A 26,108-nucleotide genomic window follows, 5' to 3' on the forward strand; every position below is an offset into this window, starting at 1 on the left:
ATGATCTCCCGCGCGGAACGCACGCCCCTGACCGACTGGTGGTGGACGGTCGACCGCGGCCTGCTCGCGGCGCTCGCCGCCCTGATGGTCGCCGGCCTCGTCTTCCTGATGGGCGGCGGGCCGCCGGTGGCCGAGCGCATCGGCCTGCCGACCTTCTACTTTCTCAACCGCCAGGCGATGTACCTCGCGCCGACGATCCTGCTGATCTGCGCGGTCTCGTTCCTGAGCTTGCGCGGCATCCGCCGGCTGGCGCTCGGCACCTGGCTCGCGGGCGTCGCGCTGTGCCTCCTCGCCGGCAAGTTCGGGCCGGAGATCAAGGGCGCCCACCGCTGGATCCAGTTCGGCTCGTTCGGCCTGCAGCCCTCGGAGTTCGTCAAGCCCGCCTTCGTCGTGGTCGCCGCCTGGGCGTTCTCGGAGGGCGCGCAGCGCCGCGACATGCCGGGCGGCTTCCTTGCGATCCTGCTCCTGCCGATCACCATCGTCCCGCTGCTGCTGCAGCCCGATTTCGGGCAGACGATGCTGATCACGCTGGTGTGGTGCGCGCTGTTCTTCGTCGCCGGCCTGCACCTGATCTGGGTGGCGGTGCTCGGCGTGCTCGGCCTGACCGGGGTGTTCGCCGCCTACACCTTCTTCCACCACGTCCGCGAGCGCTTCAACCGCTTCCTCGACAAGGATTCGGGCGACAGCTTCCAGACCTTCTGGTCGCAGGAATCGTTCCGCTCCGGCGGATGGTTCGGCACCGGCCCGGGGGAGGGGATCGCCAAGCGCCACCTGCCCGACGCCCATACCGACTTCATCTTCTCGGTGACCGGCGAGGAGTTCGGCGTGCTGGTCTGCCTCTGCCTCGTCGCTTTGTTCGCCTACATCGTGCTGCGCGGGCTCAAGCTCGCGCGCCGCACCGACGACACCTTCTCGAGGCTCGCCATCACCGGTCTGATCACGCTCTTCGGCCTCCAGGCCTGCATCAACATGGCGGTGAACACCCAGCTCATGCCGGCCAAGGGCATGACGCTGCCGTTCGTCTCCTACGGCGGCTCGTCGCTGATCTCGCTCGCGCTCGGCATGGGCTTCCTCGTGGCGCTCACCCGCAAGCGCCCGCGCACCACGATGCTGAGCCAGAAGCCGCCCGGCACCGCGCCGGCCACCGTCGCCGGAGTCATGCGGTGACGGTGTTCACGCCGACCATCCTGCTCTGCGCCGGCGGCACCGGCGGCCACCTGTTCCCGGCCGAGAGCCTCGCCCACGCGCTGCGGGCGCGAGGCATCCGCGTGGTGCTCGCCACCGACGCGCGGGTCGACTCGATCAGCGGCGGCTTCCCGGCCTCCGAGATCGTCACCATCACCTCGGCGACCCCGTCCGGCCGCTCGATGCTGCGCCGGGCCGGCGCGGTGCTGACGCTGGGCCGCGGCTTCGCGGAGGCGGCCAAGACGGTCAAGCGCATCAACCCGGCGGCGATCGTCGGCTTCGGCGGCTACCCGACCGTGCCGCCGATGCTCGCCGGCCAGATCCTGCGCGTGCCGACGATCATCCACGAGCAGAACGCGGTGATGGGGCGGGCCAACGCCTTCCTGGCGCGCGGCGCCCGCACCATCGCCACCGGCTTCAAGGAGGTCCGCGGCGTCCCCGACAAGGCGCGTGCCCCCCGCGTCCACACCGGCAACCCGTTGCGCCCGGCGGTGATCGAGGCCGCGAAGGTCGCCTATCCGCGGCTCGGGCCGGCGGACGCCCTGCACCTCCTCGTCTTCGGCGGAAGCCAGGGCGCGCGGGTGATGGGCGAGGTCGTGCCGAAAGCCCTGGCGCAGCTTCCGGCCGACCTGCGGGCCCGCCTCCACCTCGTGCAGCAGGTCCGCCCCGAGGACCTGACGGCGGTGCAGAACGACTACCTCGCCATGGGGCTCGCCGGCATCGAGGCGGCGCCGTTCTTCAAGGACCTGCCGGGGCGGATGGCGGCGAGCCACCTCGTGGTCGCCCGCTCGGGCGCCTCGACGGTCTCGGAGCTCGCCGCCATCGGCCGGCCGTCGATCCTGGTGCCGCTGCCCGGGGCGCTCGACCAGGACCAGGCCGCCAACGCCGCGACGCTGGCCAAGATCGGCGCGGCCCTGGCCGTCGCGCAGACCGCGTTCACGCCGGACCGGCTCACCGCGGAGCTGGTCGACGCGTTCGCGAATCCCGAGAAATTGACCGCGGCGGCGCAAGCCGCGAAAAGCGCCGGCATCCACGACGCCGCCGAGCGGCTCGCCGCGGTGGTCGTCGACACGGCCGCCCGCACCTGATTCTTCCGGGACGCATGCCTCCGCGCAGTCCCGTCATCGAACGGTTCCTCCCATGAAGCTGCCCGACAAGCTCGGTCCCATCCACTTCATCGGCATCGGCGGCATCGGCATGTCCGGCATCGCCGAGGTGATGCACAACCTCGGCTACACGGTGCAGGGCTCCGACGCCTCGGACAACGCCAACGTGCGGCGGCTGGCCGACAAGGGCATGAGGACCTTCGTCGGCCATGCCGCCGCCAACGTCGAGAATGCCGGCCTCGTGGTCGTCTCGACCGCGATCCAGCGCGACAACCCCGAGTTGATGGCCGCGCGCGAGGCCCGGCTGCCGGTGGTGCGCCGGGCCGAGATGCTGGCCGAGCTGATGCGCTTCAAGTCCTGCGTCGCCATCGCCGGCACCCACGGCAAGACCACGACGACCTCCCTCGTCGCGACGCTGCTCGACGCCGGCAACATGGACCCGACGGTGATCAACGGCGGCATCATCAACGCCTACGGCACCAACGCCCGCATGGGCGAGGGCGAATGGATGGTGGTGGAGGCCGACGAATCCGACGGCACCTTCCTGAAGCTGCCGGCCGACGTCGCCATCGTCACCAACATCGACCCGGAGCATCTCGACCATTTTGGCTCGTTCGACGCGGTCAAGGACGCCTTCCGGCGCTTCATCGACAACATCCCGTTCTACGGCTTCGCGGTGATGTGCATCGACCATCCCGTCGTCCAGGACCTCGTCGGCCACATCGAGGACCGCCGCATCATCACCTACGGCGAGAACCCACAGGCCGACGTGCGCCTCATCGACGTGGACCTGCGCGGCGGTCAGAGCCGCTTCCGCGTGATGATCCGCGACCGGCGTCCGGGCTTCCGCATGGAGATGGAGGACCTCGTCCTGCCGATGCCGGGCAAGCACAACGCGCTCAATGCCACCGCGGCGCTGGCCGTCGCGCACGAGCTCGGCGTGCCGGCGGACGCGATCCGCAAGGCGCTGGCCGGGTTCGGCGGCGTCAAGCGCCGCTTCACCCGCACCGGCGAATGGAACGGCGCCCAGATCTTCGACGATTACGGGCACCATCCGGTGGAGATCAAGGCGGTGCTCAAGGCCGCCCGCGCCTCCACCGACGCGAAGGTGATCGCGATCGTGCAGCCGCACCGCTACTCGCGCCTCGCCTCGCTGTTCGACGATTTCTGCACCTGCTTCAACGATGCCGACACGGTCATCGTCGCCCCCGTCTACGCGGCGGGCGAGGCGCCGATCGAGGGCATCGACCGCGACGGCCTCGTCGCCGGCCTGCGCTCCCGCGGTCACCGCGACGCGCAGGCGCTCGAGCGCCCGGAAGACCTCGCCGGGATCGTGGCCGCGCACGCGACCGAGGGCGACTACGTCGTCTGCCTCGGCGCCGGCAACATCACGCAATGGGCCTACGCGCTGCCGGCGGAGCTGGCGGCGTTCAAGGGGTGAGCTCGAATGAGCCCGGCCGACAGCGAGCGCACGGCATTTCGGCGGCGCCTTCGGCAGGGGCAGACCGAGGCCGAACGGACGCTGTGGTATCGCTTGCGCGATCGGCGGCTGGCCGGGTTCAAGTTCGTTCGGCAGGAGAGCATCGGCCGCTACGTGGCCGATTTCTGCTGCTGTGAGCCGAAGCTGATCATCGAGATCGATGGCAGCCAGCACGCCGACAATGCCTACGACCGCGCTCGCGATGCATGGCTGGCCGATCTGGGCTACCGCGTCCTGCGGTTTTGGAACGCGGAGATCATGAGCAGCCCGTCAGTCGTTCTCGATACGATCTTCAGCGCGCTCCCCCCCTCTCCCCGCACGCGGGGAGAGGGCCGCGACGACCTCGTCGTCGGCGTGGCTAGCCCGAAGGGCGATGGTGAGGGGACGTCGCCGGACGCACCCGTCCTGACCCCGCCCCCGCACCCTCGGCTGCCGCCTCGCTTCGTCGACGACGGGGTCGACGAAGCCCTCTCCCCGCGTGCGGGGAGAGAGGGAGCGAACCGATGACCGCCTTCCCCGACATCACGCCGGCGATCCGCGCCGCCGCGCCGGCCCTGCGGGGGCGGCTGCTGGTGAACGCGGCGTTGTCCGACCTGACCTGGTTCCGCGTCGGCGGCCCGGCGCAGGTGCTGTTCACGCCGGCCGACGAGGAGGATCTCGCCCACCTCCTGGCCGGTCTCGATCCCGAGATCCCGGTGACGGTGATCGGGCTCGGCTCGAACCTGATCGTGCGCGACGGCGGCATTCCCGGCGTGACGATCCGGCTCGGCGGCAAGGCGTTCGGAGCGGTGGAGGTCGACGGCGACCGCCTGCAGGCCGGCACCGCCGTGCCCGACATGCGCCTGGCGAAGGCGGCGGCCGAAGCGTCGCTCGACGGGCTCGCCTTCTTCCGCGGCATCCCGGGCTCGGTCGGCGGCGCCCTGCGCATGAACGCCGGCGCCCATGGCGGCGAGACCACCGACGTGCTCCTCGAGGCGCGCGGGGTCGACCGGCGCGGTGCGCTCCGCCGCTTCGGCCATGCCGAGATGGGCTTCACCTACCGCCATGCGGCGGCGCCCGACGACGTGATCTTCACGAGCGCCCTGTTCCGCGGCCGCCCCGGCGAGCGCGCGGCGATCGAGGCGGAGATGGCGCGGGTGACCGCGGCGCGGGAAGCTGCGCAGCCGATCCGCGAGCGCACCGGCGGCTCGACCTTCAAGAACCCGCCGGGCAGCAAGGCGTGGCAGCTCGTCGATGCCGCCGGCTGCCGCGGCCTGACGCGGGGCGGCGCGCAGGTCTCAGAGATGCATTGCAACTTCCTGATCAATCGCGACGGCGCCACGGCCGCCGACATCGAGGGCTTGGGCGAGGAGGTGCGCCGGCGGGTGCGCGAGACCAGCGGGGTCGAGCTGCACTGGGAGATCAAGCGGATCGGAATCTCCGTCGACAGATCGACGCCTACGCTGACCGGCGATCCGTTCGGCACCTTTTCCGAGTGGGCAGGTCCTGAAGACGGCAAGGCCTATCGTGACCTCTGACCCCTAGTCCGCGTTCGCAAACAGCGTGGGCTGGGCAGAGGCTATCTGAACACGGGCGCCGGCCGCCCGTTCGTCCCCCTTCGACACGCGCCCCGGAGCCCTCCATGTCCAAGCACGTCGCCGTCCTGATGGGCGGCACCTCCTCCGAGCGCGAGGTCTCGCTAAATTCGGGCACCGCCTGCGCCGACGCGCTGGAGGGAGAGGGCTATCGCGTCACCCGCGTCGACGTTGGGGCCGACATCGCATCGGTGCTGACCGAGCTTCGGCCCGATGCGGCCTTCAACGCGCTGCACGGGCCGGCGGGCGAGGACGGCACGATCCAGGGCCTGCTCGAGATCCTGCGCATTCCCTACACGCATTCGGGTGTGCTCGCTTCCGCGCTCGCCATGCACAAGGAGCGGGCCAAGGTGGTGATGCGGGCAGCCGGCGTCAGCGTCCCGGAAGGGCTGGTCGTTAACCGGCATGATGCCGCGAAGTCACACCCGATCGCCCCGCCCTACGTCGTCAAGCCGGTCTCCGAAGGCTCCTCGATGGGCGTGATCATCGTCCGCGACGGGCGCTCGCATCCGCCGCAGATCCTGGCCTCGGACGAATGGGCGTTCGGGGAGGAAGTCCTTGTGGAGACTTACGTTGCGGGCCGTGAGCTCACCTGCGCGGTGATGGGCGACCGGGCCCTCGGCGTGATCGAGATCAAGGCCGCCTCGGGGGGGTGGTACGACTACGACGCGAAGTACGCGCCGGGAGGCTCGATCCACGTCCTGCCGGCCGAACTTAAACCAAATGTTTACCAGCGTGTCCAAGAGTTGTCGTTAACGGCGCATCAAGCACTGGGCTGCCGGGGCGTCAGCCGTGCCGACCTTCGCTACGACGACACACCGGGTGGAACCGGTGCTCTCGTCGTCCTGGAGGTCAACACGCAACCCGGCATGACCCAGACCAGCCTTGTGCCGGACATGGCCGCCCATGCTGGGTATCGTTTCGGTGAGTTCGTGCGATGGATGGTGGAGGACGCGTCTCTGGGCCGCTGAGCCCCGCTGGGTTTCCCGGCGCGACCGGTCCAGCCGCGCGCCTCGTCGGCGGCGTCCTCGCCCGGCTTCCGCGCTTCCTGCGCCGGTCCGACTCGATGCGCCGCGGCCGGCCCGGGCCGTCGATGGCCGAGCGCCTGCCGCGCGGCATCGGCGCCCTCGGCCTCAGCACGGCCTTCGGGGCGCTGGCGCTCGCCGGCTTCGTCGCCAGCGGCCGCTACGACGCCTTCGTCATCGAGAACGGCCGCCCCCTCGACATCCTCGCCCGCGTCGCCGGCTTCGGCGTCGAGCGCGTCACCATCTCGGGCATCTCGCGGATGTACGAGCGCGAGGTGCTCGCCGCCGCCGGCATCGACTGGCGCTCGTCCGTGCCCTTCCTCGACGTCGCCGAGGTGCGCGCCCGCCTGCTCCGGGTGCCGCTGATCGCCTCCGTCTCGGTGCGCAAGATCTATCCCCGCGAGATCGTCATCAACCAGGTCGAGCGCGAGCCCGCCGCCCTGTGGCAGATGAACGGCGAGATCAGCGTCATCGCCGCCGACGGCACGATCATCGATACGATGCGCGACGACCGCTACGCGAGCCTGCCGCTGGTCGTCGGCGACGACGCCAACACCAAGCTCGGCGAGTACCTCGCCCTGGTCGCCGCGGCCGGCCCGCTCGCCGACCGCATCCGCGCCGGCACCTACGTCTCCGGCCGGCGCTGGACCCTGAAGCTCGACGGCGTCGACATCCGCCTGCCGGAAATCGAGCCCGGAGCCGCGCTGGCCCGGCTGGTCGAGCTCGAGCGCGCCAACCGCCTGCTGGAGAAGGACATCATCGCGGTCGATCTGCGGATGCCCGACCGGGTCGTGGTCCGCCTCACCGAGGAGGCCGCGGCCGCCCGGGCCGAGGCGCAGAAGAAGACGAAGAAGGGGACCGCGACGTGAGCGCAGTCCGGTCCACCCGCCGCCCCGCCCGTTCCCCGTCCTTCGTCGGTAAGCGCTGATGCATTCCCAACACGGCCTGACGCCCCGCCTGAAGCCGCTCTCGGCGCGCCGCAGCACCACGCTGTCGGTGCTCGACATCGGCACCAGCAAGGTCGTCTGCCTCATCGCCGAGCTGCAGCCGGCCGAAGCCCTCACCACGCTGAAGGGCCGGACGCACCTCGCCCGCATCATCGGCATCGGCCACCAGCGCTCGCACGGGCTGAAGGGCGGCGCGATCGTCGACCTCGAGGCCGCCGAGGGCGCGATCCGCCAGGCGGTGCACGCCGCCGAGCGGATGGCCAAGGTCGAGGTCCAGTCGGTCATCGTCAACATGAGCGGCGGGCGCCTCGCCTCGCAGCATTTCCAGGCGCGGGTCAACGTCCGCACCGGCACCGTCACCGGCGCCGACGTGGAGCGCGTGCTGGAGACCGCGAGCGCCCACGGCGTCAGCCCCGGCCGCGCCGTGCTGCACGCGCTGCCGACCGGCTACGCCCTCGACGGCCAGGGCGCGGTGATCGACCCCTCGGGGATGATCGGCGAGGCGCTCGGGGTCGACCTCCACGTCGTCACGGCGGAAGCCGCGGCCGCCCGCAACGTCATGCTCGCGATCGAGCACTGCCATCTCGGCGTCGAGGCGGTGATCGCGACCCCCTACGCCGCCGGCCTCTCGGCGCTGGTCGACGACGAGGCCGAGATGGGCGTCTGCGTCGTCGACATGGGCGGCGGCACCACGAGCTTCGGCGTGTTCTCCGGGGGGCATCTCGTCCACACCGACGCGATCGCGGTCGGCGGCCACCACGTCACCATGGACATCGCCCGCGGGCTCTCGACCCGGGTCGCGGCGGCCGAGCGGCTGAAGACGCTCTACGGCTCGGCCATCGCCACCCCGTCGGACGAGCGCGACATGATCGCCGTCCACGGCGTCGGCGAGGACGAGGGCGAGACCCCGAACCACGTTCCGCGCTCGCAGCTGGTGCGGATCATCAAGCCGCGCGTCGAGGAGGTGGTCGAGCTCGTCCGCGACCGCCTGCGCGCGGCCGGCTTCGCCGCCCAGGCGGGGCGCCGGGTCGTGCTCACGGGCGGCGCGAGCCAGCTCGTCGGCCTGCCCGAGGTCACCCGCCGGGTGATGCAGGGCCAGGTCCGGATCGGGCGCCCGCTCGGCATCCGCGGCCTGCCCGAGGCGGCCAAGGGTCCGGCCTTCTCGGCCGCGGTCGGCCTGCTGGTCTACCCGCAGGTGGCGCATGCCGAGCACTTCGAGCCGCGGGGGCAGCGTGCCTTCGCCGGCACCGGCACCGACGGTTACATCGGCCGCGTCTACGAGTGGCTGAAGCAGGGTTTCTAGGCGTTTTCCCGGGCGCCCTCTCGCGCCCGGCCTCGACGAATCGGCGCTTCCTCCACGGAGGCGCTCCGGACAACGCGTTAAAGGTCACGAAGGGCTCGACACCATGGCCATCTCTCTCCAGGCGCCTGACATCCGCGAACTCAAGCCCCGCATCACCGTGTTCGGTGTCGGCGGCGCCGGCGGCAACGCCGTCAACAACATGATCGAGTCGGGTCTGCTCGGCTGCGAGTTCGTCGTGGCCAACACCGACGCCCAGGCGCTGACCTCGTCGAAGGCCGAGCGCGTGATCCAGATGGGGCTGGGCGTGACGCAGGGCCTCGGCGCCGGCTCCCACCCCGAGGTCGGCTCGGCCGCCGCCGACGAGGTGATCGACGAGATCCGCGACCAGCTCTCGGGCGCGCACATGTGCTTCATCACCGCCGGCATGGGCGGCGGCACCGGCACCGGCGCGGCCCCCGTCATCGCCCGCGCCGCCCGCGACATGGGCATCCTCACCGTCGGCGTCGTGACGAAGCCGTTCCAGTTCGAGGGCCTGCGCCGCATGCGCACGGCGGAAGCCGGCATCCAGGAGCTGCAGGCGGCCGTCGACACGCTGATCGTGATCCCGAACCAGAACCTGTTCCGGGTCGCCAACGAGAAGACCACCTTCGCCGACGCCTTCGCGATGGCCGACCAAGTGCTCTACTCGGGCGTCGCCTGCATTACCGACCTGATGGTCAAGGAAGGCCTGATCAACCTCGACTTCGCCGACGTGCGCGCGATCATGCGCGGCATGGGTAAGGCGATGATGGGCACCGGCGAGGCGTCCGGCGAGAAGCGCGCCAGCCGCGCGGCCGAGGCCGCGATCGCCAACCCGCTCCTCGACGACGTCTCGATGAAGGGCGCCCGCGGCCTGCTGATCTCGATCACCGGCGGCGCCGACCTGACCCTGTACGAGCTCGACGAGGCCGCCACCCGCATCCGCGAGGAGGTCGACCAGGAAGCCAACATCATCCTCGGCGCGACCTTCGACGAGAGCCTCGACGGCATCATCCGCGTCTCGGTCGTCGCCACCGGGATCGAGCCGGCGCTGATCTCGGCCAACTCGCCGAACAACAAGGAGATCGCCGAGACCGAGCAGCGCATCGCCGAGGTCGCCGAGCGCCTGCGCTCCGAGGCCCGCTCGCGCGCCGCCCAGAACGCCCCGAGCTTTCGCGCCGCGGCCGAGCCGGCCGTGACGCAGGCTCAGCCGGCCCCCGTCCAGCCCGCGCGCCCGGCCCCCGAGCCGGTGCAGCACGCCGAGCCCCGCATCGAGGCGGCTCCGGTGATGCGCGACGATATCATGCTGACCCAGTCCCAGCCCCGCGCCGCCGCCCCGTTCGTGCCGGCCCCGGCGCCGGCCCCCGAGCCGGTCGCCCAGCACCATGCCGGCCCGTTCATGCCGCCGCGCCCGGCAGCTCCCGTCGCCGCCCCGCTCGCCCGCGCCCCGCGGATGCCGCAGATCCACGAGCTGCCGCCGATCGCCCAGACCCAGATCGCCGCCAGCCGCGGCGAGCCGGTCGACAACCAGGGCGACACCAAGCGCACCAGCCTGCTCCGCCGCCTCGCGACCGTCGGCTTCGGCGGCCGCCGCGAGGAAGCCGAGCCGGCGCCGGCGCCCCGCGCCCAGCCGCAGGTCCAGGCCCCGATGCCGCCGGCCCCGCGGGTCCAGGCTCCGGTCGCCCCGACCTACCGCCCGGCGCAGGGCAACCTCGACGCGCAGGGCCGCATGGCGCCCCAGCCGCGGATGATGGACGACGACCAGCTCGAGATCCCGGCCTTCCTCCGCCGGCAGGCCAACTGATCCGACGCTCACCGAGACCCCGCGGGCGAAGGCCCGCGGGACTTATTCGCGCGATTCGCCGCCCGGCCGGGATGCCGCCCGGGCGCCTGTCGCACCGCAGCATGGATCCGCCGCTCCGCGAGGGCCGGCGGGTTCTTTCGTCGTTCCGGGCGCCGTTTCCGGTCCCGTCGCGCGGCCTCGGACCCGGTCATGGTGCCTCGAAGACACAGCGCGCCGCGGTTGTAGAGGGCTTGTTAACCATTCGTTAACATGTTGCACTGGAACGATATTCCCGAGATCGCGGCGCAAGCGTGTCTGTAACACAGCGTAAGAAAGCGTGATTTGGCCGTGCTGTGCGCCGCAGCTATAAAAATCTCGGACCAACGAATAGCGGCGCGGTTTTCGGACCGACGCCGCACGCAGGGGCTTCAAGCAGCGGACGGATCGGAAGGCGTCGTCACCACGCGAAATGCGGGGTGGCGTGGCCGGATCGCGGCCGAGGGCTAAGGAATGCGGACGAACCAACAAACAACCCTCAAGGGCGCGACCGTGCTGAGCGGCATCGGCGTCCATTCCGGAAACCCGGTTGCGATCACGCTGCGCCCGGCTTCCGCGAACCACGGCATCGCTTTCCTCCGCACCGGAATGGCCTCCGGCAACGACCGTCTGATCAAGGCCCACCACGCCTGCGTTTCCGCGACCGAGCTCTGCACCGTGATCGGCGACGTCGAATCCGGTGCGGTCGCCACGATCGAGCACCTGATGTCCGCCTTCTACGGCCTGGGCGTCGACAACGCGCTGGTCGAGATCGACGGACCGGAAATGCCGATCCTCGACGGAAGCGCGCTCCCCTTCGTCAAGGCGATCGACGCGGTCGGCATCGCGCAGACCGGCACCGCCCGCCGCTGGATCAAGGTGCTGCGCCACGTCCGCATCGAGGCGGGCACCGCCTTCGCCGAGCTGCGCCCGATCGACCGGGGCTTCCGCCTCGACGTCGAGATCGATTTCGAAAGCCCGGTGATCGGCCGCTCGCGCAAGGCGATGGACCTCACCGCCGCCGCCTACCGCCGCGAGATCGCCCCCGCCCGCACCTTCGGCATGATGAAGGACGTGGAGCGCTACTGGAAGGCGGGCTTCGCCCTCGGCGCCTCCCTCGAGAACACCGTCGCTGTCGGCGAGACCGACGTGGTCAACCCGGAAGGCCTGCGCTTCGCCGACGAGTTCGTCCGGCACAAGTTCCTCGACGCGGTCGGCGACCTCGCGCTCGCCGGGCTGCCGCTCCAGGGCGCCTACCGCTCCTATTGCGGCGGTCACCGCATGAACGTCGGCATCCTCGAAGCCCTGTTCGCCGACCGTGCGAACTACGCGATCGTCGAGGCCCAGGGCACCCGCCGCGAGACCGCGCTCGCCGAGTTCGGCGCCGGCCTCGGCATCGCCGCCTTCGCCGGCGACCTCTGAGATCTCTCCGGCAAACCGCCTGCCGCCCGCGGGCGATGTGGCCTGCAAGACACAGCCGCCCGCCGATCTGCGGGGGCGTGGAACCGCCGCTTTCATGCCCGAATCTGGCGCCACGGTGAATCGTCCGTGAAGAGCGCGGCAGTCCGGGATGCGGTGGCACCTCGGACCCGGTAGAGTGCCGGCGCCGACACGACGTCATGATGGCTCAACGGCGCGCTGCGACGCAGGACGCGCCCGTTCGGGGGAAGAACCGCCAATGCCTGTCACCCTTCGGACCCGCGGAGCGGCGGCGGCCGTGCTCATCACCGCCTTCGGCCTCGGTCTTGGCGGCTGCGACGCGCTCGACCCGACCAACCTGTTCGCCGACAAGTACAAGCCCGAGGTCGTGCAGGATACGCCGGCCGACAAGCTCTACAGCGAAGGCTTGGCAAAGATGGAAGACAGCGACTACGAGGGCGCCGTCAAGAAGTTCGACTCGCTCGACAAGCAGTACGCCTATTCCGACTGGTCGCGCCGCGCGCTGCTGATGACGGCCTACGCGAACTACGAGGGCCAGAAGTACGACGATGCGATCACCGCCTCGAAGCGCTACCTGCAGCGGCACCCGGCGAGCAAGGACGCGGCCTACGCCCAGTACCTGATGGCGATGTCGCAGTACAAGCAAATCCCCGACGTCACCCGCGACCAGGACCGGTCCGAGAAGGCGCTCGTCGCCCTGCAGGAGCTCGTCCAGAAGTATCCGACCTCGGAATACTCGACCGACGCCAAGGCCAAGATCCAGATCACCCGCGACCAGCTCGCCGGCAAGGAGATGGAGGTCGGGCGCTACTACCTCGAGCGCCGCAACTTCCCTGCCGCGATCAACCGCTTCCGCGACGTGGTGAGCAAGTATCAGACGACGCGTCACGCCGAGGAGGCGCTGGAGCGGCTGACCGAGGCCTACATGGCGCTCGGCATCACCGCCGAGGCGCAGAACTCGGCCGCCGTGCTCGGGCACAACTTCCCCGACAGTCCCTGGTACAAGGACGCGCACGCCCTCCTGCAGAACGGCGGCCTCGAGCCGCGCGAGGAGAAGAGCTCGTTCCTCAGCAAGATCTACTCCTCGGTGATGGGCCGCACGGCCGCCGCCCAGTAGGCCGCCCGCGCATCACGACCGGACGCGACTCGCGGGCGGGGCTTCGGCTCCGCCCGTTTCGCATTTCGGGGGTGCGGTCGGCCCGGCATCGGCCTACATGACGGCTTCGTATTTCCCTTAAGTTTGGGTTGCCCGGCCGGACGACGGCCGGCGCCCCGGAGGCTCGAAGGCGCGGCATGCTGGTGCAGCTCGCGATCCGCGACATCGTCCTGATCGACCGGCTCGACCTGAACTTCTCCGGCGGGCTCAGCGTGCTCACCGGCGAGACCGGCGCGGGCAAGTCGATCCTGCTCGACGCGTTCAGCCTGGCGCTGGGCGGGCGCGGCGACGGCTCCCTCGTGCGCCACGGCGAGGCGCAGGGCGGCATCACCGCGGTGTTCGACGTCGGCCTCGACCATCCCGCCCGGCGGATCGCCGCGGAATCGGAGATCGACACCGAGGGCGACCTGATCCTGCGGCGCACGCAGATGGCCGACGGGCGCACCCGCGCCTTCGTCAACGACCAGCCCGTCGGCGTGCAGGTTCTGCGCGCGATCGGCGCGGCCCTGGTCGAGATCCATGGCCAGCACGACGACCGCGCGCTCGCCGACGTCACCACGCACCGCGCCATCCTCGACGCCTTCGGCGGCCTGAGCGGCCCGCTCGACGCGGTCGCGAAAGCGGCCAAGACCGTCCGGGTCGCCCGCACGACGCTGGCCGAGCATCGCGCCCGCGTGGAGACCGCGCGCCGGGAAGCCGACTTCCTGCGCCACGCGGTCGAGGAGCTGGCAGCCCTCGATCCGAAGCCCGGCGAGGAGGCGACCCTGGCCGAGCGCCGCACCGTGATGCAGCAGAGCGAGAAGGTCGCGCGCGAGCTGAACGACGCGCTCGCCGCCGTCGGCGGCTCGCATTCGAGCGTGCCGCAGCTCTCCTCGGCGATCCGCAAGCTCGAGCGCCGGGCGGCGCAGCTGCCGGCGCTTGTCGAGCCCTGCGTCGCGGCGCTCGACGCCGCCCTCGTCGCCCTCGACGAGGCCCGCGCCGTCCTCGACGCGGCGGTGGCCGAGGCCGAGTTCGACCCGCGCGAGCTGGAGCGGGTCGAGGAGCGGCTGTTCGCCCTGCGCGCGGCCTCGCGCAAGTACGACGTCGCCGCCGACGACCTCGCCGCCCTGCGCGAGCGCTACGAGGCGGACGTCGCCGCGATCGATGCCGGCGAGGAGGCGCTCGCCGGCCTGGAGGCGACGCTGCAAACGGCCGAATCGGCCTACGCCAAGGCCTCCGAGAAGCTCAGCGCGGGGCGTCGGCGCGCGGCGAAGGCGCTCGACGCCGCCGTGCAGGCCGAGCTGCCCCCGCTGAAGCTCGAGCGCGCCCGGTTCATCACCGAGATCGTCACCGATCCCGAATCGCGCGACGCCGCCGGCATCGACCGGGTCGCGTTCTGGGCGCAGACCAATCCCGGCACCAAGGCCGGCCCGATGATGAAGGTGGCGTCCGGCGGCGAGCTGTCCCGCTTCATGCTCGCCCTCAAGGTGGTGCTCGCCGACAAGGGCTCGGCGCCGACGCTGATCTTCGACGAGATCGACACCGGCGTGGGCGGCGCGGTCGCCGACGCGATCGGCGCGCGGCTGGCGCGGCTGTCGCAGGACGTGCAGGTGGTGGCGGTGACGCACGCGCCCCAGGTCGCGGCGCGCGCCGGCACGCATTTCCTGATCGCCAAGGACGCGGTGAAGGGGGCTGGCCGCGTCGCCACCCGCGTCGCCTCGCTCCCCGTCGCGGCCCGCCGCGAGGAGATCGCCCGCATGCTCGCCGGCGCCACCGTCACCGACGAGGCCCGCGCCGCCGCCGCCCGCCTGCTCGAAGGCGCGGCGGTCTAGGATCGGATACCGATGAGCGCGCAGAACGGTCGGTTAAGGTTAATCCCTCCTTAACCATCCGGACCGACACTGTTGGGATCCGGTGGCGAAACCGATTCGCGGACGCCGGCGCTTCCATGTTCCGGGGGGGACCATGCATCAGGCTGCAGCCAAGTTCGAAGTCCTCGCGTCGCATCGCAACGGCGCCAGCGTCGACACCCATCATCTCGGCCAGACCCTGCGCACCGTCTACGAGGGCAGCGTCGACAAGCAGCCGATCCCCGATTCCCAGGTCGACCTCCTGCTGCGCATGCGCCAGAAGGAGCGCGACCGCCGCCGCAGCGCCTGAGGCTGGGAGGCCGCCCGCACGCGGCTCGCCGCCGGGGACGACCCGTCCATCGTGGGGCGGAGTGGCGAGGTTCGCCCGATCGCCGCGAGCGCGGGACCCAGCCGAGTCAGGCTACCAGCGGCGGGCGCCCGGGCGACGCTGGTATTCGGCCGCGCGGATGCGCGTCAGCACCCGGTCGAGGCTCATCAGCATCGACGCCTCGTCGGCGCGGGCCCGCTCGGCCTCGCCCGGCTCCGTGCTGAAGTTCTGCCGTGCCTTCGCCAGCGCCAGGTCGCGCTCCAGGGCCTCGCGCTCGGCGTGGAGCGCCTGGTAGGCGTGGTCGTCGGGGAGCGGCGCACGCGTCGGCGCAGCAGGCGAATCGTGGGACACGGGATCGACCTTCCGATCCGGCGAGCCGCGGCGGGATGCTCGCGACAGGGCCCGGATCGCAATGAGAACGCGCCAACACCGTAAAGCGTGCCATCGCCACAGCATTCGCCGTCCGCGTTCGCGCTCGCCTCAAGCCCTGGTTGCGCCGTGTCATGCGGCTGTCATCTGCATGCCCTAACGGCGGCGGTGTCGAGCGATGCGGCCGCGGCCGCCGGGTCGCCGGGTGGCCCGCGCCAATGCGAACGCGCGGATCGCGCTGCCCGGCACGCTCGACGGATGACGGAGATCGATGTGAAACCCTTCACCTACGCGCTCGCCCTCGGCCTCGCGACGGCGCAGCTCGCCTTTCCGGCGCTCGCCGCCGACATCACCGGCGCCGGTGCGACCTTCCCGTTCCCGGTCTATTCCAAGTGGGCGGAAGCCTACCGCAAGGACAGCGGCACCGGCCTGAACTACCAGTCGATCGGCTCTGGCGGCGGCATCAAGCAGATCCAGGCCAAGACGGTCGATTTCGGCGCCACCGACGCGCCGCTGAAGGGCCCCGCCCTGGAGAAGGACGGCCTCGTCCAGTTCCCGACCGTGATGGGCGGCGTCGTCGCCGTCGTGAACATCCCCGGCGTCGAGCCGGGCAAGCTCAAGCTCACCGGCGACGTGATCGCCGACATCTACGCCAACAAGATCACCAAGTGGTCGGACCCGAAGATCGCCGCGCTCAACGAGGGGCTGAAGCTCCCCGACGCGAACATTACCCCGGTCTACCGCTCGGACGCCTCGGGCACGACGAACATCTTCACCACCTATCTCAGCCAGGTCTCCGAGGGCTGGAAGAAGGAGTTCGGCGCCGCCACCACCGTGAGCTGGCCCGCCGGCCAGGGCGGAAAGGGCAACGAGGGCGTTACCGCCACCGTCAAGCAGGTCCCGAACGCCATCGGCTACGTCGAGTCGGCCTACGCCAAGCAGAACAAGCTCAGCTACGCGCTGATCCGCAACAAGGCCGGCAAGTTCCCGCAGCCGGACGACAAGGCGTTCCAGGCGGCCGCCGCCAGCGCCGACTGGAAGAGCGCGCCCGGCTTCGGCATCACGCTCACCGACCAGGCCGGCGACGACGCCTGGCCGATCACGGCGGCGACCTTCATCCTCGTCCACAAGGAGGCCGCCGATCCGGCCAAGTCCGCCGACGTGCTGAAGTTCTTCGACTGGGCCTACAAGAACGGCGACAAGCTCGCCTCCGACCTCGACTACGTGCCGCTGCCGGACGCCGTCGTCGGCCTGATCCACGAGGAGTGGAAGCAGGTGAAGGGCAAGGACGGAAAGCCCGTCCTCGGCATGTGAGGCCGAACCCGCGGGGCCGCACGCGGCCCCGCGGCCGATCGCGACGAGCGGGCGGCCCGCGCGAAGCGCGAGGGCTGCCCGTTCCCCGAGCGGGCGCAGCGTCCTCGCCGGATCTCGCCCGCGCGTCCGGCCCCGCCCTCGCGCCCGGCCGTTCGGCGCGCTACCACGCCAGCCGGTGAAAAGAACCGCGGATGACCGCCTTGACTGAACAGATCGCCGTGACGCGCGCCGCCTCGGGCGCGCGCCTGCGCAAGGGGCCGAGCAAGGGCCTCGACGCCCTGTTCCGCGCCGCCGCCTACGGTTCGGCCCTGCTGGTGCTGCTGGTGCTCGCCGGCATCCTCGGCTCGATCCTCTACGGCGGCTGGCCCGCCTTCCGCGAGTTCGGCTTCGGCTTCCTCACCTCGAGCGCCTGGAACATCGGCACCGAGCAGTACGGCGCCCTGGTCGCCGTCACCGGAACGCTCGCCTCCGCGGTGCTCGCCCTGGTGATCGGCGTGCCGATCTCGCTCGGCATCGCGATCTACCTGACGCAGCTCTGCCCCGGCTGGGCGCGCAAGCCCGTCGGCATGACGATCGAACTGCTCGCCGCCGTGCCCAGCATCATCTACGGCATGTGGGGCCTGTTCATCTTCGCGCCGCTCTTCGCCCGATTCGTGCAGATGCCGGTGTCGAACCTGGTCGAGGGCATGCCGATCGTCGGCACGCTGCTCTACGCCCGCGTGCCCTCAGGCGTCGGCGTGCTCACCGCCGGCATCATCCTGGCGATCATGATCGTGCCGTTCGTGGCCTCAATCGCCCGCGACATGCTCGACCAGATCCCGACGATCCTGCGCGAGAGTGCCTACGGCATCGGCTGCACCACCTGGGAGGTGGTCCGCCACGTGCTGCTGCCGCAGGCCTCGGTCTCGATCATCGGCGCGATCATGCTCGGCCTCGGGCGCGCCCTCGGCGAGACCATGGCGGTGACCTTCGTGGTCGGCAACGCCAACCGCCTCTCGGCCTCGGTGTTCGATCCCGGCTCGACCATCGCCTCGCGCATCGCCAACGAGTTCAACGAGGCCGACGGCCTGCAGCTGAACTCCCTGATGGCGCTCGGCTGCATCCTGTTCGCGATCACCTTTGTCGTCCTGATCATCGCCCGCTTCCTGACGCGCCGCGTCAAGGTCGCCTGAGGGACCCGCCATGGACGCTCCCAACACGATCCGTCCGGCGCCGGCCCTGAAGCCGGCCCGCATCCGCGGCAGCCGCCGGGTCGCCGACCGCACGCTGCGGATCGCCTGCCTGGCGGCCACCGTGCTCGGCGCCTTCGTCCTCGGCTCGATCCTGCTGATGCTCATCGTCGAGGGGGCGCGCGGGTTCTCGCCGCTGCTGTTCACCCAGCCGACCCCCGGCCCCGGCTCGGAAGGCGGCGGCATCGCCAACGCCATCCTCGGCAGCCTCGTGCTCACCGGCATCGGCATCCTCATCGCCACGCCGATCGGGCTGATGGCCGGCACCTACCTCGCCGAGTACGGCCGCGGCTCGAAGCTCGCCGAGGTGATCCGCTTCCTCAACGACATCCTGCTCTCGGCTCCCTCGATCCTGATCGGCCTGTTCGTCTACACCCTGATGGTGCGGCCGATGGGGACCTATTCCGGCTGGGCCGGCGGCGTCGCGCTGGCGATCATCGCGACCCCTGTGATCGTGCGCACCACCGAGGACATGCTGCGCCTCGTCCCCGGCACGCTGCGCGAGGCCGGCGTCGCGCTCGGCGCCCCGATGTCGACGGTGATCCGCAGCGTGACCTGGCGGGCGGCCTCGGCCGGCATCGTCACCGGCATCATCCTCGCGCTGGCCCGCATCGCCGGCGAGACCGCGCCGCTCCTGTTCACGGCGCTCAACAACAACTCGTGGTTCAGCCCGGACCTGATGGGCGGCGTCGCGAACCTGCCGGTGATGATCTACCAGTTCGCCCTCTCGCCCTACCCGAACTGGCAGCAGCTCGCCTGGGCCGGCGCGCTCCTGATCACCATGACGATCCTGCTGCTCTCGGTCGTCGCCCGCTTCGTCATCAAGCCGCAGCGCGCCCGCTGATCCGCCGCCGGCATCCACGAGGAACACGACGATGAACGCCGCTCCCGCGATCAACGCCACCCGGTTCGACGGCCGCAACCCGGCCGACGAGCACGCGCCGATCCGCATCAGCGCCCAGGCCCTGAACTTCTACTACGGCCAGTTCCACAGCCTGAAGAACATCAACCTCGACTTCCATGACCGGCAGGTGACCGCGCTGATCGGCCCCTCGGGCTGCGGGAAGTCGACCCTGCTGCGCACCTTCAACCGGATCTACAGCCTGTACCCGGAGCAGCGCGCCGAGGGGCAGGTGCTGCTCGACGGCCAGAACATCCTCGATTCCGGCGTGGACCTGAACGAGCTGCGCTCGCGCATCGGCATGGTGTTCCAGAAGCCGACGCCGTTCCCGATGTCGATCTACGACAACGTCGCCTTCGGCCTGCGGCTCTACGAGAAGCTGCCGAAGTCCGAGCTCGACGACCGCGTCGAATCGGCCCTGCGCAAGTCCGCGCTGTGGGACGAGGTGAAGGACAAGCTCAAGCAGTCCGGCATGGGCCTCTCCGGCGGCCAGCAGCAGCGCCTGTGCATCGCCCGCACGGTGGCCCAGAGCCCGGAGGTGATCCTGTTCGACGAGCCGACCTCGGCCCTCGACCCGATCTCGACCGGCCGCATCGAGGAGCTGATCGAGCAGCTGCGCAGCGAGTTCACGATCGTCATCGTGACGCACAACATGCAGCAGGCGGCCCGCATCTCGCAGTTCACCGCCTTCATGTATCTCGGCGAGGTCATCGAGGTCGGCCCGACCAACCGCATCTTCATGAACCCGACGGTGCGCCAGACCCAGGACTACATCACCGGCCGCTTCGGCTGAGCCGCACCCGGATCGTTCGAGGACCCACGCCCATGCCCGGCCACATCGTCACGTCCTACGACACCGACCTCGAAGACCTGCGCCGCTCGATCTCCGAGATGGGCGGCGTCGCCGAGAAGATGATGACCGAGGCGACCGACGCGCTCGTCCGCCGCGACACCCAGCTCGCCCAGGCGGTGATCGTCGCCGACAAGCGCCTCGACACGCTGCAGCGCGAGATCGAGGAGCGCGCGGTGCTGCTCATCGCCCGGCGCCAGCCGATGGCGATCGACCTGCGCGAGACGATCTCGGCGATCCGCGTCTCGGGCGACCTCGAGCGCATCGGCGACCTCGCCAAGAACATCGCCAAGCGCGTCGTCGCGATCAGCGACCAGGCCCAGGCCCAGAAGATCGTGCTCGGCGTGCAGCACATGAGCGACCTCGTCCAGGAGCAGCTCAAGGACGTGCTCGACGCCTATGCCAGCCGCGACGTCAACGCGGCCCACAACGTGTGGGAGCGGGACGGCGAGATCGACGCGCTCTACAACTCGCTGTTCCGCGAGCTGCTGACCTACATGATGGAAGACCCGCGCAACATCTCGTTCTGCACGCATCTTCTGTTCTGCGCCAAGAACGTCGAGCGCATCGGCGACCACACCACCAACATCGCCGAGACGATCCACTACCTGTCCACCGGCGAGAACCTCGCTGGCGACCGCCCGAAGAACGACGCCTCGAACTACGCGACGGTGGCACCGAGCGCCTGAGGGCTGCCGTCTCTTCCCTCCTCCTGTGCGGGGGGAGGGTGGGCCTCGCGTGAGCGGGGGTCGGGAGAGGGGAGCGACCGCTCCGGATACGGCGCTCCCCTCTCCCGACCCGCTTCAGGGGGGGAGGGAGGACCGTGGCGATGGATGAGAAAGTCGGGCGGTCCGCCCGGGAGTGCCCTGCATGCGTACGCGGATCCTGATCGTCGAGGACGAGGAGGCGCTGACCACCCTCCTGCGCTACAACCTCGAAGCCGAGGGCTTCGAGGTCGATTCCGCCGCCCGCGGCGACGAGGCCGAGCTGCGCCTGCAAGAGCAGGTGCCCGACCTGATCCTGCTGGACTGGATGCTGCCGGGGCTCTCCGGAATCGAGCTGTGCCGCCGGGTGCGGGCGCGGCGCGAGACGGTGTCCCTGCCGGTCATCATGCTCACCGCCCGCGGCGAGGAGGGCGACCGCATCCGCGGCCTCGGGACGGGGGCCGACGACTACATCGTCAAGCCGTTCTCCGTGCCGGAACTGCTGGCGCGCGTCCGCGCGCTGCTGCGGCGCGCCAAGCCCAGCCACGTCGCGAACCTGCTGGAAGCCGGCGACATCGAGCTCGACCGCGACAGCCATCGCCTGCGCCGGGCCGGCGGGGAGATCCACCTCGGGCCGACCGAGTTCAAGCTGCTCGAGTTCCTGATGCAGAGCCCCGGCCGGGTCTATTCCCGCGAGCAGCTCCTCGACGGCGTATGGGGCCACGACGTCTACATCGACGAGCGCACCGTCGACGTGCATGTCGGCCGCCTGCGCAAGGCCCTGAACCGCGCCGGCGAGACCGACCCGATCCGCACCGTCCGCGGCTCGGGGTACGCCTTCGACGAGACGTTCTCGGGCGAGGATTGAGTTCGGCTTTCGGTGGACGGCTCAAGCGATCGCAACGATCCGCGACCTGCCGTGGGTCCCTTCTCCCATGGGGAGAAGGACAGGATGAGGGGCGTGAGTCATCCGGGTCGGTCACGCCCCTCACCCCAACCCTTTCCCCATGGGAGAGGGAGCCGTCGCGCACACTGAAGTGATTTCAGTCCTACGAAAATTATATTTTTACCAAGCTTCAGGGGACCTTCGTCCCCCCGCCGTCGAGCCCCGCGCTGCGGCCCGTCGCCTTCACGGCGTCCAGCGCGCTCAGCATCGTCCCCTCGGTGAGGATCTGCGGCAGAACCGTCGGCTCTCCGGCACCCGCGTAGAGCAGGTAGAGCGGCACGCCGCTCCGGCCGTGGCGCTCGAGCAGGCGGGTGATCTCCGGGTTCTGGTTGGTCCAGTCGCCCCTGAGATACGTGACGTCGCGCGCGCGCATCGCCGCGCCGACCGCCGCCGTCCCGAGCGAGGTGCGCTCGTTGACCTGGCAGGTGATGCACCACGCCGCCGTCATGTCGACGAAGACCGGCCGGCCGCTCGCCAGCAGCGCGTCGAGGCGGGCCTGCGTGAACGGCTCGATCCCCTCGGCCCGGGCCTGAGCCCCCGGTGCGACGCGGTCGTGATCGAGGGTGAGGGCGAGCCCCGCCACGCCGGCGACGGCGAGCACCGCGAGGCCGCGGGCGAGCTGCGCCCGGACCGGCCGCGCGTCGCGGCCGAGCTCCCACGTCCAGGCGGCGAAGCCCATCAGCACCAGCCCGATCAGCGCCGCGAGCAGGCCCTGCGGCCCGACCTGCTGCGCCAGCACCCAGACCAGCCATGCGACCGTGGCGTAGATCGGGAAGGCGAGGGCCTGCTTCAGCACGTCCATCCAGGCGCCGGGCCGGGGCAGGGCGCGCAGCGCCGGCGGCCACAGGGTGAGCGCCAGGAAGGGCAGGGCGAGGCCAAGGCCGAGGCTCGCGAACACGACGAGGCCGGCAGCGGTCGACTGCGTCAGCGCGAAGCCCACGGCCGAGCCCATGAACGGGGCGGTGCACGGCGTCGCCACGACCGTCGCGAGCACGCCGGTGAAGAACGAGCCCTGGAGCCCGGCCCGCCGGGTCAGCCCGTCGCCGAGCCCGGACAGCCGCCCGCCGAGGTGAAGCATGCCCGACAGGCTCAGGCCCATGGCGAAGAGCAGGTAGGCCAGCGCCGCCACCACGGTCGGCGATTGCAGCTGGAAGCCCCAGCCGATCCCGGCGCCGCCCGCCTTCAGGGCGATCAGCAGCGCGGCCAGCGCCAGGAAGGCCGCCAGCACCCCCGCGGTGTAGGCGAGCCCGTGCAGCCGGACCCGCGCCGGCGCCTCGCCGGAATGCCTCACCAGGCTCAGCACCTTGATCGACAGCACCGGGAAGACGCAGGGCATCAGGTTGAGGATCAGGCCGCCGAGCAGCGCGAGGCCGGCCGCGGTCCACAGGGTCAGCGCCTCGGCCGGGTCGGTGCGCGCCGCCGCCGGCGCCGCGCTCGGCATCGCGCTGCCGCCGGCGAGCGGCGCCTCGTCGCCGAGCGCGAAGGCCTGCCGAACGAGGCCCCCGCCGGTGTCCTCGTCGATCGCCAGCACGCCGGGCAGCGATTCGGGCGCGGGGTCGGCGGGCGTCGCGCGGGTCAGCGTCAGGTGGAGGCCCGAAGCGTCGACGGTGAAGGGCTGCGGCGCGGCGTTGTCGATCGCCGTCTCGGAATAGGGGAAGAACGCCACCGCGCGGACCGTGTCCGCGGCGAGGCCCGGAGCCTCGAGGTCGAGGGCGAGCCGGTCGCCCTGGCTCGACAGCCGCACCGGCCACGGCGCGCGCTTGGGCAGGGCGGCGCGGGCGCGGGCGAACAAGTCGACGTTGCCGGGATCGGCCGTGGCCTCGCGCGCGACCGGCAGCGTCAGGGCGAGATCGGCCGAGCCGGGAATGCACTCCGTCTCGCACACGAGATAGGTGAGCTTGCCCGCCAGCGTCACCGGCGCGGCCGGGTCGAGGCTCGGCGGCGGGGTGACCCGCACGAGCAGGATCGCCTCCCCCTCGTAGCCGAAGTTCATCAGCGTCGCGATCGGGATGCGGTGCGGCGCCGGCCACTGGATCGCCGAGGCCGAGAAGCCCGCCGGCAGGGTCCAGGTCACCTCCGGCGGTAGGCCGGAATCGCCGGGATTGCGCCAGTAGACGTGCCAGCCCGGCTTCATCGCCATGCGGATGGCGACGGTGAACGGCGTGGCCCCCGCCACCGCCGCGGGCTCCGCCGCGAGGCTCGCCCGCACGAGGTCGGCCGGCGGCTTGAAGCCCTGGGCCGCAACCGGCCACGCGAGCAGGGACAGGAGGAGGGCGGCTGCGCGGATCATGCGGTCCTTATCGCGCGACCGACGACGACGGTTTCACGCCGCCATCCTCATAGGCCTGAACCGGCGGAGGGTAAAATCGCGGGCGTGCGACAGGTTGGAACGGAGGCGCCGCCGGATCGCGCATTCGAAGCGCGACGCGGCTCCCCCACGCGGGAGAGGGGACCCGCGTCAGGCTGGATGTTCTCGCGGATGCGCGGTTCGATCGTTCGAACTCTTTAGGACCCGCTGCTCAACGCCGCCGTCGCCCGCTCCAGCCAGGCCCGCGTCTCCGGGTCGAGGTCCGCGGACAACACGTCGCGGACGCGGGCGTGATAGGCGTCGACCCAGGCGCGCGCGTCCGGGCTCAGCATCTCCGGCACGATCAGGCGGCGGTCGTAGGGGACGAGCGTCAGGGTCTCGAAGCCGAGCACCGGGCGCTCGCCGCCGGGCACCGCGCGGGGCTCGACGAGGACAAGGTTCTCGATGCGGATGCCGTAGGCGCCCGCCCGGTAATAGCCCGGCTCGTTGGACAGGATCATGCCCGGCTCGAGCGCCACCGTCCCGGTCTTGGCGATGCGCTGCGGGCCTTCGTGCACCGACAGGAAGGCGCCGACGCCGTGGCCGGTGCCGTGGTCGAAGTCGAGGCCGGCCTCCCAGAGCGGCAGGCGCGCCAGGGTGTCGATCTGCGCGCCGGTGGTGCCCTTGGGGAAGACTGCGCGGCCGATGGCGACGTGGCCGCGCAGCACGCGGGTGTAACGATCGCGCATCTCCGCGCTCGGCGCGCCCACCGCCACCGTGCGGGTGATGTCGGTGGTGCCGTCGGGGTATTGCGCGCCGGAATCGATCAGGAACAGCTCGCCCGGCGCCGCCCTCCGGTCCGTGGCGCGCGTCACCCGATAATGCACGATCGCCCCGTTCGGCCCGGAGCCGGAGATCGTGGGGAACGAGACGTCGCGCAGATCCCCGCCGGCCGCGCGAAAATCCTCCAGCGCCTCCACCGCGGCGATCTCGCTCGGCGCGTCCTGCCCGTCGAGCCAGGCGAGGAAGCGCACCACGCTCGCCCCGTCGCGCCGGTGCGCGGCGCGGGCGCCGGCGATCTCGGCCTGGTTCTTCACCGCCTTCATCGCGGTGATCGGGTCCGGGCCGACATCGGCGGTGCCGCCCACCGCCGCGACGCGTTCCTTCAGCGCGACCGCGCCCGTCGCCGCATCGAGGCGCACGCGCTTGCCCGCGAGCTCGCCGAGCGCCGGCTCGAACGCGTCGCGCCCGTCGATGTCGGCGATCGGTCCGAGCGCGTCGCGCGCCTCCGCCGTCACGTCGCCGGAGGCGAGGAAGAGCCGCGGCCGGCCCTCGCGCGGCAGGACGGCGTAGCCGAGCGCGAGCGGCGTGTGGCCGACGTCGGCCCCGCGCAGGTTGAACGCCCAGGCGAGGTTGTGCGGATCGGAGATCACCAGCGCATCGCACTGGCCGGTCTCGAGCTCGGCGCGGATGCGCGCGATCTTCTCGCTCGCGGCCTCTCCGGCGAAATCCAGCGGATGGGCGGCGACGCGTCCGGCCGGAGGCTTCGGTCGCCCGGCCCAGACCGCGTCCACCGGGTTCTCGAAGAGCGCCTTCACCTCCACGCCGGCCTTGGCGGCCGCGCGTTCCAGGCGGGCGACGCCATCGGGCGTGTGCATCCAGGGATCGTAGCCGAGCACCGCGCCGCGCCGCAGCGTCCGGGCGATCCAGGCCTCGGCGGTGCTCTCGGCGAGCGGCACGATCGCGACCACGCCGGGATCGACCTGTTCCGGCGCCTGCAGGGTGTAGCGTCCGTCGACGAACAGCGCCGCGGCATCCGCCAGGATCACGGCGGTGCCGGCCGAGCCGGTGAACCCGGTCAGCCAGGCGAGACGCTCGGCATTGGCCGGGACGTATTCGGACTGGTGCTCGTCGGCCCGCGGCACGACGAAGCCGTCGACGCCGGCTTCCCGGAGGGCGGCACGAAGGGCGGCGACGCGCTCCGCCGCCTTGCGGTGGCTCGAATCGTCGAAGGTCTGGAAGCGGGTGCGGCTCATCCGGCCAAGGTATCGCCGGCGCGGGTCGGCGGGCAACCGACCTCAGCGGGTATCGATGCGATCTCAGCCGCCATCCATCGGCGGGTCGGGGGCGCGATCGCCGGGTGTGCCGTCGTAGCCTTCGAGCCAGGCTCTGCGCGCATCGGACCCGACCGGGTAGGGGCATGCATCCTTCGGGCGGCCGTGGCTGCGGGCGCGGGCGCCTTCGGTGATCGGATCGGCGGGCGGTTTCGCGGGCGTGTCGGTCATGCCGGGAAAATGC

At 71.3% G+C, this 26,108-nt stretch carries 23 protein-coding genes; 19 read left to right on the forward strand and 4 right to left on the reverse strand.

All coding sequences use genetic code 11. From position 1 onward, the window contains the following. The 13 genes from MKK70_RS28520 to MKK70_RS28580 all read left to right on the forward strand — a co-directional run bounded on the left by MKK70_RS28520 (position 1) and on the right by MKK70_RS28580 (position 15,192). Positions 1-1,167 (forward strand): FtsW/RodA/SpoVE family cell cycle protein, encoded by a 1,167-nt coding sequence (locus MKK70_RS28520; protein ID WP_147727664.1) that lies wholly within the window; start codon positions 1-3, stop codon positions 1,165-1,167. After that, the gene (gene murG, locus MKK70_RS28525; protein ID WP_243951368.1) at positions 1,164-2,273 is read left to right on the forward strand and encodes an undecaprenyldiphospho-muramoylpentapeptide beta-N-acetylglucosaminyltransferase; all 1,110 of its coding nucleotides are present in this window, start codon (positions 1,164-1,166) and stop codon (positions 2,271-2,273) included. Before MKK70_RS28520 ends, murG begins: the two co-directional genes overlap by 4 nt. Positions 2,274-2,325: 52 nt before the next feature. Next, on the forward strand, positions 2,326-3,732 hold the full coding sequence (gene murC / locus MKK70_RS28530) for a UDP-N-acetylmuramate--L-alanine ligase (protein WP_147727666.1): 1,407 nt from the start codon (positions 2,326-2,328) through the stop codon (positions 3,730-3,732). A gap of 6 nt (positions 3,733-3,738) precedes the next feature. Beyond that, positions 3,739-4,278, forward strand: coding sequence for an endonuclease domain-containing protein (locus MKK70_RS28535; RefSeq protein WP_243951370.1), 540 nt, complete (start codon positions 3,739-3,741; stop codon positions 4,276-4,278). After that, on the forward strand, positions 4,275-5,288 hold the full coding sequence (gene murB / locus MKK70_RS28540) for a UDP-N-acetylmuramate dehydrogenase (protein ID WP_243951372.1): 1,014 nt from the start codon (positions 4,275-4,277) through the stop codon (positions 5,286-5,288). Before MKK70_RS28535 ends, murB begins: the two co-directional genes overlap by 4 nt. A 104-nt stretch (positions 5,289-5,392) precedes the next feature. Then, positions 5,393-6,316 carry a D-alanine--D-alanine ligase gene (locus MKK70_RS28545; protein WP_147843728.1) on the forward strand — a complete coding sequence of 308 codons (924 nt, stop codon included), beginning with the start codon at positions 5,393-5,395 and terminating at the stop codon, positions 6,314-6,316. Continuing rightward, positions 6,283-7,239 carry a cell division protein FtsQ/DivIB gene (locus tag MKK70_RS28550; protein ID WP_147858990.1) on the forward strand — a complete coding sequence of 319 codons (957 nt, stop codon included), beginning with the start codon at positions 6,283-6,285 and terminating at the stop codon, positions 7,237-7,239. The genes MKK70_RS28545 and MKK70_RS28550 overlap by 34 nt, the downstream gene beginning before the upstream one ends. Before the next feature lie 58 nt (positions 7,240-7,297). After that, positions 7,298-8,620: a cell division protein FtsA gene (ftsA, locus tag MKK70_RS28555; RefSeq protein WP_147729212.1), complete on the forward strand. Its 1,323-nt coding sequence runs from the start codon at positions 7,298-7,300 to the stop codon at positions 8,618-8,620. A gap of 103 nt (positions 8,621-8,723) precedes the next feature. Further along, a complete protein-coding gene (gene ftsZ / locus MKK70_RS28560) occupies positions 8,724-10,442 on the forward strand; it encodes a cell division protein FtsZ (protein WP_243933164.1) in 1,719 nt (572 codons plus the stop codon). A 489-nt stretch (positions 10,443-10,931) separates the two neighbouring features. Further along, on the forward strand, positions 10,932-11,879 hold the full coding sequence (gene lpxC, locus MKK70_RS28565; RefSeq protein ID WP_147728110.1) for a UDP-3-O-acyl-N-acetylglucosamine deacetylase: 948 nt from the start codon (positions 10,932-10,934) through the stop codon (positions 11,877-11,879). A gap of 256 nt (positions 11,880-12,135) precedes the next feature. After that, the gene (locus MKK70_RS28570) at positions 12,136-13,014 is read left to right on the forward strand and encodes an outer membrane protein assembly factor BamD (protein WP_147728111.1); all 879 of its coding nucleotides are present in this window, start codon (positions 12,136-12,138) and stop codon (positions 13,012-13,014) included. Between the two features lie 176 nt (positions 13,015-13,190). Further along, the gene (gene recN, locus MKK70_RS28575) at positions 13,191-14,864 is read left to right on the forward strand and encodes a DNA repair protein RecN (protein ID WP_147843379.1); all 1,674 of its coding nucleotides are present in this window, start codon (positions 13,191-13,193) and stop codon (positions 14,862-14,864) included. 133 nt (positions 14,865-14,997) lie between these two features. Next, positions 14,998-15,192, forward strand: a complete 195-nt coding sequence (locus MKK70_RS28580; protein WP_147728113.1) for a hypothetical protein — start codon at positions 14,998-15,000, stop codon at positions 15,190-15,192. Positions 15,193-15,303: 111 nt separating this feature from the next. Here MKK70_RS28580 and MKK70_RS28585 read toward each other — a convergent pair whose 3' ends face one another. Beyond that, positions 15,304-15,561 (reverse strand): hypothetical protein, encoded by a 258-nt coding sequence (locus MKK70_RS28585; protein WP_147728114.1) that lies wholly within the window; start codon positions 15,559-15,561, stop codon positions 15,304-15,306. A 291-nt stretch (positions 15,562-15,852) separates the two neighbouring features. Between MKK70_RS28585 and pstS the strand changes: the two genes are divergently transcribed. The 6 genes from pstS (at position 15,853) to phoB (ending at position 21,445) form a co-directional block, all read left to right on the forward strand. Continuing rightward, positions 15,853-16,893, forward strand: a complete 1,041-nt coding sequence (gene pstS / locus MKK70_RS28590; protein WP_147728115.1) for a phosphate ABC transporter substrate-binding protein PstS — start codon at positions 15,853-15,855, stop codon at positions 16,891-16,893. A 191-nt stretch (positions 16,894-17,084) separates the two neighbouring features. Then, a complete protein-coding gene (pstC, locus tag MKK70_RS28595; RefSeq protein WP_243933175.1) occupies positions 17,085-18,065 on the forward strand; it encodes a phosphate ABC transporter permease subunit PstC in 981 nt (326 codons plus the stop codon). 10 nt (positions 18,066-18,075) lie between these two features. Next, entirely contained in the window at positions 18,076-18,966 is an 891-nt protein-coding gene (gene pstA / locus MKK70_RS28600) for a phosphate ABC transporter permease PstA (protein ID WP_147843377.1), read from the forward strand. 31 nt (positions 18,967-18,997) lie between these two features. Beyond that, positions 18,998-19,816, forward strand: a complete 819-nt coding sequence (pstB, locus tag MKK70_RS28605) for a phosphate ABC transporter ATP-binding protein PstB (protein ID WP_243951374.1) — start codon at positions 18,998-19,000, stop codon at positions 19,814-19,816. Positions 19,817-19,848: 32 nt separating this feature from the next. Next, positions 19,849-20,562: a phosphate signaling complex protein PhoU gene (gene phoU / locus MKK70_RS28610; RefSeq protein ID WP_243951375.1), complete on the forward strand. Its 714-nt coding sequence runs from the start codon at positions 19,849-19,851 to the stop codon at positions 20,560-20,562. Between the two features lie 181 nt (positions 20,563-20,743). Next, on the forward strand, positions 20,744-21,445 hold the full coding sequence (gene phoB, locus MKK70_RS28615; RefSeq protein WP_147728560.1) for a phosphate regulon transcriptional regulator PhoB: 702 nt from the start codon (positions 20,744-20,746) through the stop codon (positions 21,443-21,445). A gap of 208 nt (positions 21,446-21,653) precedes the next feature. On the opposite strand, the gene MKK70_RS28620 is transcribed toward phoB, so the two are convergent. The 3 genes from MKK70_RS28620 to MKK70_RS28630 all read right to left on the reverse strand — a co-directional run bounded on the left by MKK70_RS28620 (position 21,654) and on the right by MKK70_RS28630 (position 26,095). After that, positions 21,654-23,813 carry a protein-disulfide reductase DsbD family protein gene (locus MKK70_RS28620; protein ID WP_243951378.1) on the reverse strand — a complete coding sequence of 720 codons (2,160 nt, stop codon included), beginning with the start codon at positions 23,811-23,813 and terminating at the stop codon, positions 21,654-21,656. A gap of 215 nt (positions 23,814-24,028) precedes the next feature. Then, the gene (locus MKK70_RS28625) at positions 24,029-25,846 is read right to left on the reverse strand and encodes an aminopeptidase P family protein (RefSeq protein ID WP_243951380.1); all 1,818 of its coding nucleotides are present in this window, start codon (positions 25,844-25,846) and stop codon (positions 24,029-24,031) included. Positions 25,847-25,909: 63 nt separating this feature from the next. After that, positions 25,910-26,095 carry an Rmf/CrpP family protein gene (locus MKK70_RS28630; protein WP_147729957.1) on the reverse strand — a complete coding sequence of 62 codons (186 nt, stop codon included), beginning with the start codon at positions 26,093-26,095 and terminating at the stop codon, positions 25,910-25,912. Between the last annotated feature and the right edge of the window lie 13 nt (positions 26,096-26,108).

Origin of the sequence: Methylobacterium sp. E-041, from assembly GCF_022829665.1 — a bacterium.
Classification (GTDB): Bacteria; Pseudomonadota; Alphaproteobacteria; order Rhizobiales; family Beijerinckiaceae; genus Methylobacterium.

Bases quoted from the DNA above. Each gene is read 5' to 3' on its own strand.
- phoU (WP_243951375.1), top strand. From the start codon at position 19,849: ATGCCCGGCCACATCGTCACGTCCTACGACACCGACCTCGAAGACCTG.
- pstC (WP_243933175.1), top strand. From the start codon at position 17,085: ATGACCGCCTTGACTGAACAGATCGCCGTGACGCGCGCCGCCTCGGGC.
- recN (WP_147843379.1), top strand. From the start codon at position 13,191: ATGCTGGTGCAGCTCGCGATCCGCGACATCGTCCTGATCGACCGGCTC.
- MKK70_RS28545 (WP_147843728.1), top strand. From the start codon at position 5,393: ATGTCCAAGCACGTCGCCGTCCTGATGGGCGGCACCTCCTCCGAGCGC.
- lpxC (WP_147728110.1), top strand. From the start codon at position 10,932: ATGCGGACGAACCAACAAACAACCCTCAAGGGCGCGACCGTGCTGAGC.
- murC (WP_147727666.1), top strand. From the start codon at position 2,326: ATGAAGCTGCCCGACAAGCTCGGTCCCATCCACTTCATCGGCATCGGC.
- MKK70_RS28625 (WP_243951380.1), bottom strand. From the start codon at position 25,846: ATGAGCCGCACCCGCTTCCAGACCTTCGACGATTCGAGCCACCGCAAG.
- ftsZ (WP_243933164.1), top strand. From the start codon at position 8,724: ATGGCCATCTCTCTCCAGGCGCCTGACATCCGCGAACTCAAGCCCCGC.
- MKK70_RS28535 (WP_243951370.1), top strand. From the start codon at position 3,739: ATGAGCCCGGCCGACAGCGAGCGCACGGCATTTCGGCGGCGCCTTCGG.
- MKK70_RS28580 (WP_147728113.1), top strand. From the start codon at position 14,998: ATGCATCAGGCTGCAGCCAAGTTCGAAGTCCTCGCGTCGCATCGCAAC.
- pstB (WP_243951374.1), top strand. From the start codon at position 18,998: ATGAACGCCGCTCCCGCGATCAACGCCACCCGGTTCGACGGCCGCAAC.
- MKK70_RS28570 (WP_147728111.1), top strand. From the start codon at position 12,136: ATGCCTGTCACCCTTCGGACCCGCGGAGCGGCGGCGGCCGTGCTCATC.
- MKK70_RS28630 (WP_147729957.1), bottom strand. From the start codon at position 26,095: ATGACCGACACGCCCGCGAAACCGCCCGCCGATCCGATCACCGAAGGC.
- murB (WP_243951372.1), top strand. From the start codon at position 4,275: ATGACCGCCTTCCCCGACATCACGCCGGCGATCCGCGCCGCCGCGCCG.
- MKK70_RS28620 (WP_243951378.1), bottom strand. From the start codon at position 23,813: ATGATCCGCGCAGCCGCCCTCCTCCTGTCCCTGCTCGCGTGGCCGGTT.
- phoB (WP_147728560.1), top strand. From the start codon at position 20,744: ATGCGTACGCGGATCCTGATCGTCGAGGACGAGGAGGCGCTGACCACC.
- ftsA (WP_147729212.1), top strand. From the start codon at position 7,298: ATGCATTCCCAACACGGCCTGACGCCCCGCCTGAAGCCGCTCTCGGCG.
- MKK70_RS28550 (WP_147858990.1), top strand. From the start codon at position 6,283: ATGGATGGTGGAGGACGCGTCTCTGGGCCGCTGAGCCCCGCTGGGTTT.
- MKK70_RS28520 (WP_147727664.1), top strand. From the start codon at position 1: ATGATCTCCCGCGCGGAACGCACGCCCCTGACCGACTGGTGGTGGACG.
- pstA (WP_147843377.1), top strand. From the start codon at position 18,076: ATGGACGCTCCCAACACGATCCGTCCGGCGCCGGCCCTGAAGCCGGCC.